This window comes from Candidatus Thiodiazotropha endoloripes (assembly GCF_001708965.1).
GTDB lineage: Bacteria > Pseudomonadota > Gammaproteobacteria > Chromatiales > Chromatiaceae > Thiodiazotropha > Thiodiazotropha endoloripes.
In genome coordinates this window covers 2108701-2125711 of record NZ_LVJW01000003.1, presented here as the reverse complement: position 1 = coordinate 2125711, position 17011 = coordinate 2108701, and the positions used below count along the sequence as shown (strand labels likewise).

Here is a 17011-nt window from a genome sequence, read left to right as displayed (position 1 = left end):
CTCCCTCTGGCTTACTGTTGATCTTTCCGGGCGGTGTCAATCCAGATTCCAGTTGCCGATGTCATCATCTGTCGATTGCATGTCCAGGCCAGAGGTATAGATATCGACCGTACCATGGGTGCCGGGGCTCAGATAGAGATAGCCATTGCCCCAGGGATCGCTGGGCAATCGATCGAGATAACCCCCTTCCTTCCAGTTCCTTGGTTCCGGAGAGTCGGTGGGTTTGCTCACCAGAGCCTCAAGTCCCTGCTCGGTGGTTGGGTAGATCATGTTGTCCAGGCGATAGAGATTCAGAGAGGCTTCCAGTGCACGGATATCGCTTTTGGCTTTGGTGATACGGGCCTGTTCTGGCCGATCCATGATTTTCGGCACAACGATCGCCGCAAGGATACTCAGTATGACGACGACCACCATGACTTCTATTAGTGTGAAGCCTTTGATTTTCTTTGATTTATTCATTCCGTCCCAGTGATGACTAGTTGTTGCTTCAGGGGCATTTAGCGAGGAGACTGCATTGATGGTCATAAGATTAACCCGTGTCAATTATCCGTGTTGATTGATCATAAAAGTGGGCCATTATCCGGGGATTATGTGCTGGAATCCAGATTCCCGTTAAAAATCACGCTGACAGGGTGAATCGTTTCACTATCTTTGTGTACTATAGTGGCTCTTGCCGCGGAATCAGCATCATTTTGGCGATAGCATCCAAACCATAATCAATCGCCGGATCTGCTTCAATCGGCAGTAAAGACGACAACCTCATGAGTTCAGTTTCTGCAAGACCCTATACTGAATAGTGGTTGGGTAACCGGTAGTCGGCTTAAATCGAACATTGTTCGTTGGGATTTGCCATAAAAAACCATGACGGCTGCATTTGGGATAGTCCATCACAAATGCCAAATACCATTACTCACCTCACATAGAGGACATTCAGGATCTCAGTGATTACCGGGATAATAAAAACCCACAGTTGTAAGTCTCTGTCAGTGAGTAAAAGTTCATTGCGCCTATTACGCAAACAACTACCCATGAGGATGACTGATTGACTATTGGAATAATCGGCTATGGATTTTCAGCGACACTGTTTCTGATTTTCAGTGTGCTTCTGTTGACCAGTTGGCGAGGGCGCATCGAAGGGACCTATCTGCTGATTGCCTCGAGCACCTCCGCCTGTTGGGCGCTGACCGCGATTGCTTTCCAGGTTCAGGAATCGGCTCTTACAGCCAATACGTACCAACTGTTTGAAATCGCAAAAAATATTGCCTGGTTTGCCTTTCTGCTGAGACTGCTGAGCATACTCAAGTCAGCAGCAGGCGGGGATGACGGCCTGCTCAGATACGCCCCGGTCACGATCTTTTCCGTCTCCGCTCTGTTGTTGGGTGTTGAGTTGTCGGCCCAGTTTTTCCCCGGGGTGCGCAGCTGGGGAGGTACTGCAAGCTTTCAACTGGTCGGACATTTGGGATTTGCCATCGCCGGTCTGGTGCTGATCGAGCAGCTCTACCGCAGTACCCGGCCGGATATGCGCTGGGCGGTCAAGTATCTCTATTTCGGCATGGGCATACTGTTTGTCTATGATCTTTTTCTCTATGCCGACGCGTTGATGTTCAAACAGGTGGATTCCGCCCTGTGGCAGGCCAGAGGCTTTACCAGCTCACTGGTTGCACCCTTTGTGGCGATTGCCGCGACCCGTAATCCCAGCTGGTCTGTACGGGTGTTTGTCTCAAGACAGGTGGTGTTTCATGCCACAACCCTGCTGGCAGCCGGCAGCTATCTGGTGCTGATGGCGGCGGTTGGTTATTACATCCGCTATTACGGTGGAACCTGGGGGAAAGCGACACAAATCGCGTTTGTTTTCACCGGGGTCTGCTTTCTCGCCGTCGTGCTTTTTTCCGGTTCCCTGAGAGCCAAGCTGAAAGTGTTTGTCAACAAACACTTCTTTAGTTACAAGTACGATTGGCGGGACGAGTGGTTGAGAGTGGTTCAAACCCTTGCGGAGGGACCCGGTGGCAATCAGATACTGCCCCGAGTCGTGCAGGCGATTTCCGACTCTGTGGAGTCCCGTGGCGGTTATCTCTGGACCTTGGGTGAAGATGGGCGTTACCACTGCACCAGTCGCTGGCAGGTCGACGACCTTTCACTGGACCTGCAGGCGGAGAGCGAATTAATCGCCTATTTTCAGCGTAGCGACTGGATCATCGATATCGATGAACTGAACAAATACCCTGAACGTTATGACAATCTGGCGCTTGATCACAGTCTGGCGGAGATCCATGACGCCTGGTTAATAGTACCTATCAAACATCATGAAGCCTTGATAGGATTTGCACTGCTTATCCGTTCCCATTCACTACCCTCGATCAACTGGGAGGATCGGGATCTGATCAAAGCTGCCGCAAAACAGGCGGGTGGCTATCTGGCGCTGCTGCAAGCCTCTGAGGCGTTGAACCGGGCCAATCAATTTGAGGCCTTCAACCGACTTTCAGCATTTGTCGTGCACGATTTGAAGAACCTGATCGCACAACTCGAACTGGTTGTGAAAAATGCAGAACGACATAAAAACAATCCGGAGTTCATGGACGATGCGGTGAGAACAATTGGCAATGCAGTCAACAAAATGGGCAGACTGTTGGCACAATTGCGGCAGGGTAGATTTGAGTCGACGGAAACGAAACAGTTCTACATCGAGGAGTCCGTGGCGCAGGCGGTCAATGAACTGTATGCCTATCAGCCGAAACCGCAGTTAAAAATCAAAGACAACTATTTAGAGATTGTTGCAGATAAAGATCGTTTCACCGCGATTATGATCCATATGATTAAAAATGCTCAGGAAGCGACCGATAAGGACGGTGAGGTGATGATATCCGTCGAGAGAATCGATCAGAATGTGATCATAACCATTCAGGACAATGGTTCAGGGATGGAGGATAAGTTTATCAAAGAGCGGTTGTTTCGACCCTTTCAGACAACCAAGGGAAATGCTGGAATGGGAATTGGCGTATATGAAACCCGGGAGTATGTTAACTCCCTGAATGGCAGTCTGACAGTGAAGAGCCAGCTTGGTGAGGGCACTTGTTTCACCATATCCATTCCACTCATTAAATCAGGGACTGCAACAGACCGGCAGTCAGATGCTACTGTAGAGGCGTAATTGCGTGAGTAAAGCCAATAATCAATTAAAACCGCTGATCATTGTTGAAGACGACCCAGGGCTGCAGAGTCAGTTGAAATGGAGCTTTGACGGCTACGATGTACAGATTGCCGGAGACCGGGTGAGTGCAATCAATCTTTTGAGAAAGACTACCGCGCCGGTTGTGACTCTGGATCTCGGCTTGCCCCCGGACCCCACCAATGTCAGTGAGGGCTTCGCCACCCTACAGGAAATTCTCAGTCTGATGCCTCAGACAAAGATCATTGTGGTGACCGGGAATGACGACCGGGAGAATGCGCTGAAGGCGATCGATCTCGGCGCCTACGATTTCTACCAAAAGCCGATCGATCCGGATGTGCTCAAGGTGATCATCGAGCGTGCCTATCATGTCCACGAACTTGAGGAGGAGAACCGGGGGCTCAACAAGATGCAGCGCTACTCACCCTTGGATGGCGTGGTGGCAAACAGTCCTGAAATGATCGAGCTTTGCCGGGTCATAGAGAAAGTCAGCCCGACCAACATTACAGCGCTGCTGTTGGGGGAGAGTGGGACCGGTAAAGAGGTTCTGGCAAGAGCGATTCATGGTTTGAGTGATCGGGGTGAGCAGAAGTTCGCTGCCATCAACTGCGCCTCGATTCCGGAAAACCTGCTTGAAAGTGAGCTCTACGGGTATGAAAAGGGTGCCTTCACCGGGGCATCCAAACGCACCATCGGTAAGATTGAATCCGCCAATGGCGGGACACTCTTTCTGGATGAGATCGGAGATATGCCGATCGGCCTGCAGGCAAAAATGTTGCGCTTTCTCCAGGAACGGGTGATTGAAAGACTGGGTGGCCATGAAGAGATACCGGTGGATGTCAGAGTGGTCTGTGCCACCAACCAGAACCTTGAAGAGAAGATATCCAGCGGTGAATTCCGTGAAGATCTCTACTATCGGATCAGCGAGATCATTATCGATATTCCACCACTACGTGACAGGGCAGGGGATGCAGTATTGCTGGCCTGGTCATTCATGTCTAAGTACGCCAAGCAGAACAACTCCAAAGTCAATGGATTTACAACCGATGCATTACAAGCGATTGAGGTTTATCAGTGGCCGGGTAATGTGCGGGAACTTGAAAATCGCATAAAACGTGCGGTGGTGATGGCAGATGATCAATTGATCACACCCGGGGAGCTGCAACTCAACGCTGATGGCGAAGAGAACATGCCGATCAACCTGAGAGAGGTCAGAGAGCATGCGGAAGCCAGGGCGATTATCAGGGCGATGAGCTATGTGGGTGGGAATGTGTCGAAGGCGGCTGATCTGCTCGGTGTCAGCCGGCCCACGCTCTACGATCTGGTTAATAAATACGGATTGAAATAGCGCATTGCCGGAAATAATTCGTTAACTGATTTCCCCGACTGCCGGTATGACCTTGAACAGGGTGAGTTAGCGAGAGTGGTTTTCCCCAGTCAGGCGCCACAATGTGGAGCATGGACAGGCTTAAAGCCACTGAGAATTTGATTTTTTTTTAGTAAAAACGACAGGCCGAAGATTAGCTGCTTGTAAACTGCGTCAACAATACTTGGATTGATTGGAGAAACTGATGGCCGTCTATACAGGTGGATCGACAACTATCACTACACTGATACTTACAGTGATTCTGCTCGCGGGTTGTTCCGGTGGAGTGAGTGAAGAGGAGCGTTATCAGAGCGCACTCACCAGTTATTCCAATCAGGAGTTCAGCAAAGCGATAATCGAACTCAAAAATCTTTTGCAAGCGAACGGAAAGCACCAGGCAGGCCGGATACTGCTGGCCAAAACCTATTTGCAACTGGGTGATGGAATCGCAGCTGAAAAGGAGATCAATAGCATCAATGAAGCAGAAAAGGCAGATCCTGAAGTTAAACAGATGGTTCTCGACGCCTGGCGTCTGCAGGGTAAATACAAGCAGATTGTCGAACACTATGAGGCGGATGATTTTACCGCACTGGAACAGCGTCCCCTGATTCAGACTGTTGCGAATACCTATATTCACCTGCGTCAGCCTGAAAAAGCCGACAACCTGGCTGAGACTCTGCTGGAGACGGATGCCGGAAATGCGGATGCGTTGGTGGTTCGTGCTAAAGCGGCAAGTATGCGTGATCGGGATGAGCAGGCGATCGACTTTCTCAACAAAGCGATCGTACTCGATGGTGAGAATCCACAGGCTTGGCGCACCCTGGGTGGTATCCAGTCCAAGCTGCAACAGTTCGATCAGGCGATAGAGTCGCTGAAGCGAGCCGTTTCACTCGATCGGCCGGATGACTCCAAACAGGAGCGATTTCTCACACAGACCTCACTGATTCAGCTGTTGATTCTTAAATCCAGATTCACTGAAAGCAAACAGTATCTTGGTGAGCTCAAAAGTGAATTCTCCAGCCATCCGATCGTTATCTATCTATCGGGTCTGCACAACTACATCGACAAAAAGTATGATTTGGCAAAAACAGAGTTGACGGATGTGCACAACGCCTTGCCAAACCACTTGCCGACCGTATTGCTGCTGGGTGCAACCCACTTTGCTGAGAACAACCTGGAACAGGCAAACGTTCTGCTGTCGCGCTATGTCAATCAGGTACCGACTCATCTCCAGGCGAGAAAGTTACTCGGCGAGATCAAGCTGCGGTTGAACAAACCCGAGGAGGCCCTCTCGATCCTCAAGTCCTCGAGTGATCAGCAGAAGGACCATCAACTGCTCTCGATGATCGGTGCAGCAGCCAGCCAATCCGGGGACTTTCTGCAGGGGGTCGAATATCTGAAAAAGGCGGCCAAATCCCATCCTGAAAATACCCAGATCCGACAGGAGTTGGCGAAGCTCTACCTGAATCAGGGTGCGGTGGATGATGCCATCGCTGAACTTGAACAGATGGACAGTACATCCGGTAAGAGCACCACCAATCTGTTAATACTCTCTTATCTGAAGAAACAGGATCTCGCAGCGGCCAGAAACAAGTCAGATCAAGTGTTTACCGATAATCAGAACCTGTCAGCAACAGACTATTACCTACGTGCCGTGATCGAGTTGCAATCCGGTAACCGGCATGCAGCGCGAGAGCATCTGCGCAATGCCGTGGAGGTGAACAGAGCCTATGTACCGGCTCTGGTGGCGCTTGGTCGGATGGACCTTGAGGATGGCCGATTGAGCGAAGGCAGTGATCGGCTCGACCTGGTGCTGGCGACTGATCCGGAGAATACACATGCCTTGTTGCTGTTGGCGCAAATCAGCGAACGCTCCGGTCAGCAGAGAGAGGCGTTGAAATGGATTGACCGAGCCGCAACATCTTCACGCAACCCAATACTGCCGATCATTATCGTCAGTCGTTACTACCTGCGAACAAAACAACCGGAAAAGGCTGCCAGATACCTGCAAAACAAAGCACTCCTCGAAACTGAGAATCTGACCATTCTCTCACTGATTGCGGAGATGAATCAGCAATCGGGTAATTATCAACAGGCAGGGGCGACAATTGAGCGGATGATCCGATTGAATCCGCAAAATCAGGATGCCTATCTGCAACTGGCCGACCTGCAGAGAAAGCAGGGTGATTATGCTGCCGCCATGTCGACCCTCGATGGTCTCAATCCATTGCCGCAAAAGGGTAAGTTGCTGAAGTACAAGCTGGCGCTGCAGAGCGGACAGTTTGATGCCGCTGAGGCGGTAGCCAAGCAACTGAGTGCTGACTCCAAAAGCAAATACCTCGGGGTGGCACTGAGTGCCGGGGTTCTGCAGGCCAAAGGCAGGCCACAATCAGCAATCTCTCTATTGAAAAAAAATCTGACAGCTGAGGCGCCGTTTTACCTCTACAGAAAACTGGCTGACTTGTACGCCATGAATGGCAATGTCAATGCGGCGTCAGAGGTACTGCAACAGAGAATTGAGTCCCAGCCTGGTGGAGACAAGCAGGCGAAACTGGCGCTGGCGATGATTCTACAGACCAATGAAAAGCCGGAAGACGCAATAAAACTTTATGATGAACTATTATCTGATGAACCGGATAATGTAATCGCCTTGAATAATGCGGCACTGCTTGTTTACGAGAAGAACCCGGAGAAAGGGCTCGATTTTGCCCGTAGGGCCTATGATCGTGTTGGTGATTCCTCCCTGGCAGTGATCGACACCTACGCCTGGCTGACCTTCCGGGAGGGGGATTCCAAATCAGCTCTGAATTTACTTGAGCCAATTATTCACAGAGCCACTGATCCATCCATCCGCTATCACTACGCAGCAGTGTTGAAGGCTCAGGGCCGGAACAAAGAGGCACGGGAAATTCTCCAGGCAATTCTGGATAATAACCAACAATTTGAAGAATCCAGTGAAGCCAAGCAGCTATTAAGTGAGTTATCATCTGCGAATGGCTAGTCATGGGGTGCTGTGAACAGGCCCTATATCAAGAACCGGGAACAGTTCTCGAACTCGAAAAAGTACAGGAAAGTGTTATGTTATCAGTAGATTATATGAAAATTACAAGTTTCATCGCGGCCATCGGACTGATGCTGTTGACGGCATGTTCCAGCACCCCTGAAATGAATGCGGCCAATTCAGCCGGCGGCGGCTCAACCGGTACGGCCTCTCCCTCTTCGCCTCTCTACCTGATAGGACCCGGTGACACTCTGAATGTATTTGTCTGGGGAGACCAGGAGCTGACGACCGATGTGGTGGTTCGTCCCGATGGACTGATTACCACTCCGTTGGTGGAGGATCTGCAGGCGAGTGGCAAAACCCCCACCGAGTTGGCCAGAAACCTGGAAGCCAGGCTCTCCAAGTTCGTCAAAAACCCCAAGGTCACCGTCAGCGTCCGGCAGTTTGTCGGTCGATACACCGAACAGGTTCGTGTCGTCGGTCAGGCATCCCAGCCCCAATCCCTTCCGTTCCGCGAAGGTATGACCCTGCTGGATGTGATCATCGAAGTTGGCGGCTTGACTGAATTCGCTTCAGGCAACAGCGCTACGATCGTGCGTAAGATCGATGGTAAGACCTCCCAATACCGGGTCAGACTGGATGACCTGATTCGTGACGGTGATATTTCAGCCAATGTCAGAATGATGCCCGGTGATGTACTGATCATTCCGGAAACCTGGTTTTAATCGATCGATCGGGACTATATTCAGACAAGGTGCTATTGAATTGGAATTGGTTTAAATGAGCAGCATAGAAAAAGCGATTGAACGTCTCGAGAAATCCAAGGCTGAGAAGAAGTCTGTGGATCGGTCAGCTGTGGCGGTTGAGCCGGAGAAAACGGCAACGCCCGAGGCGGCTCCAAACGAAACAGTAGCTGCTTCCCAGCCTGTGGAAGAGAAGCTCTCTCCAGCAGTGCAGGAGAGCCTCGAGGAGCCCAATGAAGAGGCAAAACGAATCAACCTCGATTATGAAGCACTCTCCAGCAACGGGTTTATTGTACCTCACTCCGGCAACAAGCAACTCTCTGAAGAGTACCGAATCATAAAAAGGCCTTTGATTCGTAACGCCTTGGGTAAGGGGGCTGCACCGATCACCCATGGAAACCTGGTCTCCATCGCCAGTTCGCTACCATCCGAAGGTAAAACCTTCACTGCGATGAATCTGGCCCTGAGTATCGCGACTGAACTGGATACCACCGTGCTGCTGATCGACGGGGATGTGCTGAAATACTCCCTGAGCCGTCTGCTCGGAATCGAAAACGAGCCGGGTCTGATCGATCTGTTGAGTGATAAAGCGTGCAATGTGAGTGATGTCATCATTCACACTCAGATACCCCGTTTGAAACTGATCGCGGCGGGCCATCGCTCTGAAAAATCAACCGAGCTCCTGGCCAGTAAAGAGATGGAGCGACTGCTGGATGAGATATCCAATCGTTATAGTGACCGGATCATCATATTTGATTCATCGCCGATTCTGGCAACCAGTGAAGCGGCGGTTCTGAATCAGCACATGGGACAGATCCTGTTGGTTGTGGAGGCCGGTGAAACACCCGTGGATGCGATCAAGGACTCGCTCTCCCGTCTCGATCATGAAAAGGCGATCGGACTGGTGCTGAACAAAAGCCGGGAAGACAAAGGTTCCAACTATTATGGAACCTACTATTAATTTACAGGCTTAATAGGATTCTGTTTCCTCTCGGCATTGGGATTCTTGTCAACTGGATCCAGTCATACCTGTTGAGACGCTATTGCATCAGAACAACAATAAGTAGCGGCAGGCTGAATCGATGATCTGCTTGAAATAACGCCGCTTCAATGACATTGAGAGCAGCACATGCCGCGTTGAAATGCCGTTTTGCTGCGTATCCGGTATATTAATTACTGCTAAAATTGTGAAAATAATCCCAAAATAAACGATTACATCCACTTAAAACCACCTGTTTTTATCCCCTTGTTAAGGCCTGATTCTTGTGCTGTGATTGTAATGAATCAGGCCATAACATATTGTAATTAAACGGTTAATTATTTTTAATTTTTTTGGTCTATGCTGGTCTCGACCCCCTTTTACAATGGTCTGGCAAGGGCTGGGCCCAACTTGTGAAGTCCTCTGTTTGGCTGGATAATGCAGCGCAATCTGAAGTATATGATTTCATTAGACATAAACTTGGCTGAGTAAAAAAACATGAAAATAGGCCTGTTAAAGGAGTCGGTGGCAGGTGAGCACAGGGTTGCTCTGTCACCTGACGTTACAAAAAAACTGATCGCGAAGGGCTTTGAAGTCGATGTCACTGCAGGTGCAGGCGAGCATGCCCATTTTTCCGATGCACTCTACAGCGAGGCGGGTGCGAAGATCGTTACAGCAGCAGAAGCGCTGAAAGCGGACATTCTGGTGCGGGTACGCAAACCATCGGCTGATGAAGTGGCCGATCTGCCGAAAGGGGCGATTCTGATATCGCATATTGAATCCTGTGAGCAGGATGAGACCCTCAAACAGATCCTGGCGAAAGAGGTCGTGTTTCTCGCGATGGAGCGGATACCCCGGATCTCCAGAGCCCAGGCTATGGATGCCTTGTCCTCTCAAAGCAATATTGCCGGTTACCGTGCGGTGATTGAGGCGGGTGCCCATTACGGACGTTTTCTGCCTCTGATGATGACTTCGGCAGGCTCAGCCAAACCGGCAAGAGTGGTTGTACTGGGCGCCGGCGTTGCCGGTCTGCAGGCCATCGCTACGGCGAAAAGGCTGGGGGCAGAGGTATTTGCCTATGACATACGGCCTGAGACCAAAGAGCAGATCGAATCCCTCGGCGCCAAAGCGATCGAGTTGGATATCGGTGAGAGTGGCTCCGGTGAAGGTGGCTATGCGAAAGAGTTGTCCGACGAGGCCAAGGCAAAACAGCAGCAGGCGTTGGCCGATGAGCTGAGTAAAGCCCACATCATCATCACAACCGCATTGATCCCCTGTCGTCCCGCACCGACCCTGGTGAGTGAAGAGGTGATCAAAAACATGCGTGAGGGCTCAGTGGTCATTGATCTGGCGGCTGCTAACGGAGGCAATTGTCCTCTGACCGAAGCTGACAAGGTGGTGGTCAAGCATGGTGTCACACTGGTAGGGCATACCAACTACCCCTCGATGGTGCCATCGGATGCCAGTGCCTTCTACGGAGGCAACATAATGAACCTATTGAATATCATGGTGGAAAAAACGGATGAGGGTCTGGTCCTGAAAGATCTGCAAGAGGACGAGATCACATCGGCTATGCGTCTCAAACCTGAGTGATGATCGATCACAAGGTGTTTAGAAAAACGCAATTCAACAAATAACGATAAAGAGTGATCCTATGCCTGACACACTAGTCGCACTATATGTATTTGTTCTCTCCTGCTTCATCGGCTACTGGGTGATCTGGGGGGTAACCCCGTCACTGCATACTCCGTTGGTGGCACTGACCAATGCCATATCCGGAATCATCATCGTCGGCGCACTGCTGGTAACCGGTCTTGAATCGGTTGGCACCGCTGCAGAGATTTTTGGCTTTATTGCGGTGCTATTGGCCTCAATCAATGTATTCGGCGGATTCCTGGTAACCAATCGCATGCTTGCCATGTTCAAGAAAAAAGATAAGTGAGAACCTGAGCAATGGAGATTTCAGCAAACACCCAGTCGATCGCTTACCTGATATCAGCGATCCTATTCATACTGGCCCTCAAAGGCCTGACACATCCCGCATCAGCAAGACGCGGTAACTATCTCGGCATGATCGGTATGGCAATTGCCATACTGGCCACCCTGTTTGGCAGTGAAGTTCAATCCTACGGTTTCATCGTCGCCGGTGTTGCCGCCGGTGCACTGATCGGCTCCGTTGTTGCATCAAGGGTTGAGATGACCGCAATGCCCCAGCTGGTTGCCGCGTTGCACAGTTTTGTGGGTATGGCCGCTGTCTTGGTGGCGATCGGCACCTATCTCAACCATGATGCCGCCGGTACACTCAATCCGGTGATGATGGGTGAGTTATCCGCCGGAATCATCATCGGTGCGATCACCTTCTCAGGCTCTGTGGTGGCATTCGCCAAGCTGCAGGGTCTGGTCAGCGGTGCGCCGGTCAAGTTCAAAGGTCAGCATATGCTGAATGCCGCCATCGGTGTAGCCACGGTTCTGCTGGGGATCCATTTCGGCATGACCGAGAGCATGACCTCACTGGTGCTGATGACCCTGCTCGCCTTCGTGCTCGGGTTTACCCTGATCATCCCGATTGGCGGGGCGGATATGCCGGTCATTATCTCAATGCTCAACAGCTACTCTGGATGGGCCGCCGCTGCGACCGGTTTCACCCTGGGTAATCTGTTGTTGATCATCGTAGGCGCCTTGGTTGGATTCTCCGGTGCCATCCTCTCCTTCATCATGTGCCGGGCGATGAACCGTTCGATCATCAACGTGGTGTTTGGTGGCTTCGGCAGTGAAAGCGGCGGTGAAGCCAGTGCAGTAGGGCAGGCTGCGCAAAAAGGTGTGAAGTCCGCCTCTGTGGATGATGCGATCTACTGGATGGAGGATGCAGGCAAGGTGATCATCGTGCCCGGCTACGGTATGGCGGTAGCCCAGGCTCAGCATGCACTGAAAGAGATGATGGAGCTGCTCGAACAGCGCAATGTGGAGGTCAAGTTCGCCATTCATCCGGTGGCGGGTCGTATGCCCGGCCACATGAATGTATTGCTGGCGGAAGCGGATATTCCCTACGATCATGTGCAGGAGATGGATGAGGTCAATCCTGAATTTCCGACCTCGGATGTGACCCTGGTGGTTGGTGCCAACGACGTGGTCAATCCGGCCGCCAAGTCGGACTCCTCCAGCCCCATCTATGGCATGCCGATACTCGATGCCTCCAAGTCACGGCAGGTCTATTTCCTCAAACGCTCCATGAGTCCCGGTTATTCCGGGGTGGATAACCTGCTCTTCTATCAGGATAATACCTCTCTGATCTTTGGCGATGCCAAGGATACGATAGAGGGCATGGTTTCTGCACTCAAAGGGGGCGGTCATTGAGACCGGCCAGAGGGTGCAAAAACAGCGGGCTTCGGCCCGCTTTTTTCGTTATGGCGGATTGGTTTTTTCGTTACCCAGAACTCCGGCATGGCCCCGTAAGGGTAGCGGGTTAAGGTTATTCACAGTTCAACAGAACCGGGCAGATGCACGAAAGCTCAGACAGTAAATTACCCCTGATAGACGATCTGCCGGATCCGGCAGAGCTGGAGCTCTGCATGCAGGCGGATCGCCACCGCTTCAGTCAGCGCCTGAAAGGGGTGAAAAAACGACTGGCCAGTGGCGCCGATTACAGCCAGGCGGCGCTGAAGCTTGTGCAGCAGATCAGGGCATCACAACAGCGTCTGCAGCAACGCCAGGCAAATCTGCCAGTACCTGCTTTCCCCGCCGAGCTACCGGTCAGTCAGCGTCTTGATGAGATCAAGAAACTGATTGCGGAAAACCAGGTGGTGATTCTGTGCGGTGAGACCGGTTCGGGAAAATCGACTCAACTGCCGAAGATCTGTCTCAGCCTCGGAAGAGGAGTATCAGGCTATATCGGTCATACCCAGCCCCGGCGTATGGCGGCCCGCTCACTGGCGGCCAGGGTGGCTTCTGAGCTCGACTCCAAGACCGGTGAACATGTGGGCTACAAGGTGCGCTTCAGCGACCGGGTTGGACCGAATACCCACATCAAACTGATGACCGACGGTATCCTGCTGGCTGAGATTCAGCAGGATCCCTATCTCAATCAATACGATACCCTGATCATCGATGAAGCCCATGAGCGGAGTCTGAATATCGATTTCATCCTCGGCTATTTGAAACAGCTGCTGCCGAAACGCCCGGAGCTGAAGCTGATCGTTACCTCTGCAACCATCGATCCCGAACGCTTTGCCGAGCACTTCAGTCAGGCGCCAATCATTGAGGTATCCGGGCGAACCTACCCGGTCGAGGTCCACTATCGGTGCCAGGAGGAGGAGCCGGAAAATGAGCGGGACGATCCGATGCAGCAGGGGATCGTGGACGCAGTGGATGAGCTCTCAAGACACTCCCAGGGGGACATCCTGGTATTTCTCAGTGGCGAACGGGAGATTCGCGAGACCGCTGAGAATCTGCGCAAGCACAAACTGAAGGCCACGGAACTGGTGCCCCTCTACGCCCGGCTAAGCGCCCAGGAGCAGGCACGGGTCTTCAAGTCCCATACCAGTCGACGCATCGTTCTGTCCACCAACGTGGCCGAGACTTCACTGACGGTGCCCGGTATCCGCTACGTTATCGATACCGGATTTGCCCGCATCAGTCGCTACAGCCATCGCAGCAAAGTGCAGCGCCTGCCGATCGAACGGGTCTCCCAGGCGTCCGCCAACCAACGTAAGGGGCGTTGTGGGCGGGTTGCTGCCGGCATCTGTATCCGTCTCTACAGCGAACAGGATTTCGACGATCGCCCAGCCTTTACCGAACCCGAGATACAGCGAACCAATCTGGCTTCGGTGATTCTGCAGATGAAGCTGCTGGGATTGGGGGATATCAGTCAGTTTCCGTTTATCGATCCGCCCGACAATCGTCTGATCAAGGATGGCTACCGGGTGTTGGAGGAGATCGGTGCAGTAGATGGCGACCGCCGGATCACCCGGTTGGGGCGCCAGCTCTCCCGTCTGCCGGTAGATCCGCGAATCGGCAGAATGCTGCTGGAGGCGGCACACCACCACTGTCTCAATGAAGTGATGGTGATCGCCGCTGCACTGAGCGTGCAGGATCCCCGTGACCGGCCTGTGGAGAAGCAGCAGCAGGCCGATCAGATGCATGCCAAGCATCAGCATGAGCAATCGGATTTCATGGGCTATCTGAACCTGTGGCAGGAGGTTGAGTCCCAGCGCAAGCATCTTTCGAAAAGAAAATTTCACAGCTGGAGCAAACAGCACTTCCTCTCCTGGAACCGGCTGCAGGAGTGGCACGACATCCATGCCCAGTTACGCGGCCAGATGCACGAGATGGGTTATCGTGAGAACAGTGCGGAAGCGGGATACCAGGAGATCCATATGGCGTTGCTCAGTGGTCTGCTGAGTCATATCGGATTCAAAGGCAAATCCCATGACTACCTTGGGGCACGAAACAGCCACTTTTTCATCTACCCGGGATCCGGGTTATTCAAGAAGCAGCCGAAGTGGGTGCTGGCCGCTGAACTGGTGGAGACCAGCAAGCTCTATGGCAGAACCATCGCCCAGATACAACCGGAGTGGATCGAGAAGTCTGCTGGTCATCTGTTGCAGCGCAGCCACTCGGAACCCCACTGGGAGAAACGGCGGGGACAGGTGGCCGGTTATGAGAAGGTGACCCTGTTCGGCGTCACTATCGTGCCCCGTAGAAAGATCAATTTCAGTCCCGTGGATCCGGTGGTCGCCAGAGAGATCTTCATACGCTCTGCCCTGGTGGACGGGGATTTTCATACCCGCGCCCCGTTCTGGCGACACAATCAGCAGCTGATTGCCGACATCCATGCTCTGGAAGCCAAGTCCCGGCGACGGGATATTCTGGTGGACGAGGAGCGCATCTACAGCTTTTACGATCAGCGCATCCCCGAGGGCATCTCCACCACCCCGGGGTTTGAAAAATGGTTGCGTAACCAGACGACAAAACAGCCGAAACTGCTCTATCTGAAAGAGCAGGATCTGATGCGGGATGCTTCACAACAGGTTTCAGCCGAACTGTTCCCAGATCGATTCAACCTGAATGGCATGCAGCTGCCCCTGGAGTACCACTTTGAACCGGGCAGTCAAACCGACGGGGTTACCCTGGTGGTGCCTCAGGATGTGCTGAACCAGGTCAGTGACGCCCGCCTGCAGTGGCTGGTACCGGGCCTGTTGCGTGAGCGGGCGATCATGCTGATCCGGGGGCTGCCGAAGGCGCTTCGGCGCGCCTTTGTACCGGTTCCCGATTTTGCCGATGCCTGTCTGAAAGGGGTTACGCCCAGCGATCGGCCGCTGGTACAAGTGCTTGGTGAGCGACTGAAAGAGCTGACCGGTGTTCATGTTCCTGAGGATGCCTGGAGTCAATCTGAGATCCCAGCACACCTGCAGATGCGGCTCAAAGTCGTTGATGAGGCTGGCAAGGGGCTGGAGTCCAGTCGCGATCTGACAGCTTTGAAAAAACGTCATGCCACACAGAGCAGTGCAGAGCATCGTCAGCTCAGTTCCCCGGAATTGGAACAGAGCGGTATCAAGCGCTGGGACTTTCCACCGCTTCCACAGCAGATGTCGGTTGCTCAGGGTGGTATCCAGCTGCAGGGATATCCAGCCCTGATCGACGAGGGGGAGAGTGTCTCTATCCGCTTACTGGATGCGGAATTCAACGCCCGCCGGCTGCATAAAGCGGGGGTTCGACGCCTGCTGATGATCAAGCTCTCCAAGGAGACCCGCTATCTGCGCAAGAACCTGACCAACCTGGATCGTATGCGCCTGCTCTATGCCAAGGTGCCGGCGCCTGTGCAAGGAGCGGGTAGCTCCGGCAGCAACAATCTTGAGGATGAGCTGGTGATCAAGGTGTTCGATCAGACTTTTCTCGACGGGCAGGAGGAGATCCGGGATAAGGAGAGTTTCGAACAACGATATCAAGCCTGCAAGGCCGAATTGATGACCAATTCGAATCTACTGTGTGAACAGCTGCTGAAGATCTTTGAGGTCTATCATCAAGCCCATCGTACCATTCACGGGATCAATCAGATCAACTGGATGAAGTCGGTGATGGATATGCGGGAGCAGCTGGATCGCCTGGTCTATCAGGGGTTTCTGCAGCAGATACCCGAAAACCAGTTGAAGGAGTACCCCAGATACCTGAAAGGGTTGTTGATGCGGGCTGAAAAACTGAGTCATGCCGCAGCCAGGGATCAGCAGCGAATGGCTGAGATGGCGGAGCTGCTGCAGAAGTGGAAACAGTGGGATGAGTTGTGTCGAAAGGAGGCCAGAACGGATCAGCGCATCGAGGAGATTCGCTGGGGACTGGAGGAGTTGAGAGTCTCCCTTTTCGCCCAGGAGCTGGGTACGAAGTATCCTGTCTCGGTAAAAAGATTGTCCAAGCGTGCCCGGGAGCTGGGGCTCTGATTGCCGCTTCAGGAGAGTTTCATCAAACCGTTATCCGGCGGTCATCGATTGGTCAAAATCAAACGATATCATTGCAACCGTTAGGAGCGATCCCTGAAGGTCTCTAAACCGGTAAATTGATAACAGGGTCTTTCAACAAGGGGCCGTTCCGCATTCCAGTCTCGCGCCTCGAGGATAGAGGCATTAAGGTGGGTTGAATACCCGCCTTTTTTATTTCCCCAATCGCAACAACAGCATAGCTTGGTTAGCTCTGGTCTGGACAGGCTGGAGTCCGACAGGTTTTATGCCACATCGACTGCTCGTTGCTGAGCCTCTGAATCACTCAC

10 protein-coding genes are annotated in these 17011 nt (G+C 52.5%); 9 read left to right on the top strand and 1 reads right to left on the bottom strand.

Going from position 1 to position 17011, the window contains the following annotated elements; genetic code table 11:
* Positions 1 to 36: 36 nt before the first annotated feature.
* Positions 37 to 459, bottom strand: a complete 423-nt coding sequence (gene gspG, locus A3193_RS09480; protein WP_069006667.1) for a type II secretion system major pseudopilin GspG — start codon at positions 457 to 459, stop codon at positions 37 to 39.
* Between the two features lie 583 nt (positions 460 to 1042).
* Between gspG and prsK the strand changes: the two genes are divergently transcribed.
* The 9 genes from prsK to hrpA all read left to right on the top strand — a co-directional run bounded on the left by prsK (position 1043) and on the right by hrpA (position 16685).
* The gene (gene prsK, locus A3193_RS09475) at positions 1043 to 3148 is read left to right on the top strand and encodes an XrtA/PEP-CTERM system histidine kinase PrsK (RefSeq protein WP_069006668.1); all 2106 of its coding nucleotides are present in this window, start codon (positions 1043 to 1045) and stop codon (positions 3146 to 3148) included.
* Positions 3149 to 3152: 4 nt separating this feature from the next.
* On the top strand, positions 3153 to 4514 hold the full coding sequence (gene prsR, locus A3193_RS09470; RefSeq protein WP_069006669.1) for a PEP-CTERM-box response regulator transcription factor: 1362 nt from the start codon (positions 3153 to 3155) through the stop codon (positions 4512 to 4514).
* A gap of 223 nt (positions 4515 to 4737) precedes the next feature.
* Entirely contained in the window at positions 4738 to 7533 is a 2796-nt protein-coding gene (gene prsT, locus A3193_RS09465; protein WP_071938091.1) for an XrtA/PEP-CTERM system TPR-repeat protein PrsT, read from the top strand.
* Between the two features lie 164 nt (positions 7534 to 7697).
* Positions 7698 to 8258, top strand: coding sequence for an XrtA/PEP-CTERM system exopolysaccharide export protein (locus tag A3193_RS09460; protein WP_414630426.1), 561 nt, complete (start codon positions 7698 to 7700; stop codon positions 8256 to 8258).
* A 55-nt stretch (positions 8259 to 8313) separates the two neighbouring features.
* On the top strand, positions 8314 to 9237 hold the full coding sequence (locus A3193_RS09455; protein ID WP_069006672.1) for an XrtA-associated tyrosine autokinase: 924 nt from the start codon (positions 8314 to 8316) through the stop codon (positions 9235 to 9237).
* A gap of 516 nt (positions 9238 to 9753) precedes the next feature.
* Positions 9754 to 10848, top strand: a complete 1095-nt coding sequence (locus A3193_RS09450; protein WP_069006673.1) for a Re/Si-specific NAD(P)(+) transhydrogenase subunit alpha — start codon at positions 9754 to 9756, stop codon at positions 10846 to 10848.
* Between the two features lie 61 nt (positions 10849 to 10909).
* On the top strand, positions 10910 to 11197 hold the full coding sequence (locus tag A3193_RS09445; RefSeq protein ID WP_068993940.1) for a proton-translocating transhydrogenase family protein: 288 nt from the start codon (positions 10910 to 10912) through the stop codon (positions 11195 to 11197).
* A gap of 11 nt (positions 11198 to 11208) precedes the next feature.
* Complete coding sequence (locus A3193_RS09440; RefSeq protein WP_069006674.1) at positions 11209 to 12609, top strand: NAD(P)(+) transhydrogenase (Re/Si-specific) subunit beta; 1401 nt, start codon at positions 11209 to 11211, stop codon at positions 12607 to 12609.
* Positions 12610 to 12752: 143 nt separating this feature from the next.
* Positions 12753 to 16685 carry an ATP-dependent RNA helicase HrpA gene (gene hrpA / locus A3193_RS09435; protein WP_235614941.1) on the top strand — a complete coding sequence of 1311 codons (3933 nt, stop codon included), beginning with the start codon at positions 12753 to 12755 and terminating at the stop codon, positions 16683 to 16685.
* Positions 16686 to 17011 lie beyond the last annotated feature (326 nt).

What these genes read in the sequence shown, in the direction of transcription:
- hrpA (WP_235614941.1), top strand. Translation starts at nt 12,753, where the DNA reads ATGCACGAAAGCTCAGACAGTAAATTACCCCTGATAGACGATCTGCCG.
- A3193_RS09440 (WP_069006674.1), top strand. Translation starts at nt 11,209, where the DNA reads ATGGAGATTTCAGCAAACACCCAGTCGATCGCTTACCTGATATCAGCG.
- prsT (WP_071938091.1), top strand. Translation starts at nt 4,738, where the DNA reads ATGGCCGTCTATACAGGTGGATCGACAACTATCACTACACTGATACTT.
- A3193_RS09445 (WP_068993940.1), top strand. Translation starts at nt 10,910, where the DNA reads ATGCCTGACACACTAGTCGCACTATATGTATTTGTTCTCTCCTGCTTC.
- A3193_RS09460 (WP_414630426.1), top strand. Translation starts at nt 7,698, where the DNA reads ATGAATGCGGCCAATTCAGCCGGCGGCGGCTCAACCGGTACGGCCTCT.
- A3193_RS09450 (WP_069006673.1), top strand. Translation starts at nt 9,754, where the DNA reads ATGAAAATAGGCCTGTTAAAGGAGTCGGTGGCAGGTGAGCACAGGGTT.
- gspG (WP_069006667.1), bottom strand. Translation starts at nt 459, where the DNA reads ATGAATAAATCAAAGAAAATCAAAGGCTTCACACTAATAGAAGTCATG.
- A3193_RS09455 (WP_069006672.1), top strand. Translation starts at nt 8,314, where the DNA reads ATGAGCAGCATAGAAAAAGCGATTGAACGTCTCGAGAAATCCAAGGCT.